Here is an 820-nt window from a genome sequence, read left to right as displayed (position 1 = left end):
GGCTCTGTTGCAAACTTTTGACTGTTGACGCTCTTGGGTTTTGCGCGTGAATGGCTTTCGATCCTATTAAGTCGAAAGCCAGCTCATGATCTCTTTTAAAGGTGCGCAATATCCGAAGGATGTGATCCTGTTCGCGGTCTTTTTCTATGTTCGATACGGCGTGTCCTACCGCGATTTGGAAGAAATCATGGCTGAACGAGGCGTGCAGGTGGACCACACCACGCTGAATCGTTGGGTGGCACGGTACTCTGGCGCCATTGCTGAAGCAGCGCGTAGGCGCAAAGGGCCATGCGACCGCTCCTGGCGAATGGATGAGACTTACATAAAAGTGAAAGGCGCGTGGGTCTATCTATACCGGGCCGTCGACAAACACGGCAAGACACTTGATTTCATGCTCTCGCAGCGCCGAAACAAACCCGCGGCGACAGAGTTCTTCGCCCGGACGCTGGAGACCAATGGCCTTCCGAGAAAGATTGTGATCGACAAGAGCGGCGCCAACACAGCTGGTATCAAGGCCATCAACAAGATGCTCAAGGGCTTTGGTTGTCCGATTCCAATAGAGATGGTCAGGCGGAAATACTTGAACAACATAATGGAACAGGATCATCGGTTCATCAAGAGACGCACTCGGCCAATGCTGGGGTTCAAATCCTTCGCTTCAGCGGCAGCGACGCTCGGCGGAATCGAAGTGGCTCATATGATCCGCAAAGGTCAACTCACGCCCGGACTCTGTCCTTTCAAACAATTCGCCGAGTTGGCCACCTAACTCCGAAGCGATCACTGAAATAGCTCGTCGCCCTCTAAACTCTGCAACAGAACC

1 protein-coding gene is annotated in these 820 nt (G+C 52.9%); it reads left to right on the top strand.

What is annotated here, in order from left to right; all coding sequences use genetic code 11:
• The first annotated feature begins 85 nt into the window (after positions 1-85).
• Positions 86-766: an IS6 family transposase gene (locus tag RUE5091_RS22460; protein WP_058284177.1), complete on the top strand. Its 681-nt coding sequence runs from the start codon at positions 86-88 to the stop codon at positions 764-766.
• The last annotated feature ends 54 nt before the right edge of the window (positions 767-820 follow it).

Source organism: Ruegeria denitrificans, from assembly GCF_001458295.1.
GTDB lineage: Bacteria > Pseudomonadota > Alphaproteobacteria > Rhodobacterales > Rhodobacteraceae > Ruegeria > Ruegeria denitrificans.
This window is presented reverse-complemented; position numbering and strand designations above follow the sequence as displayed.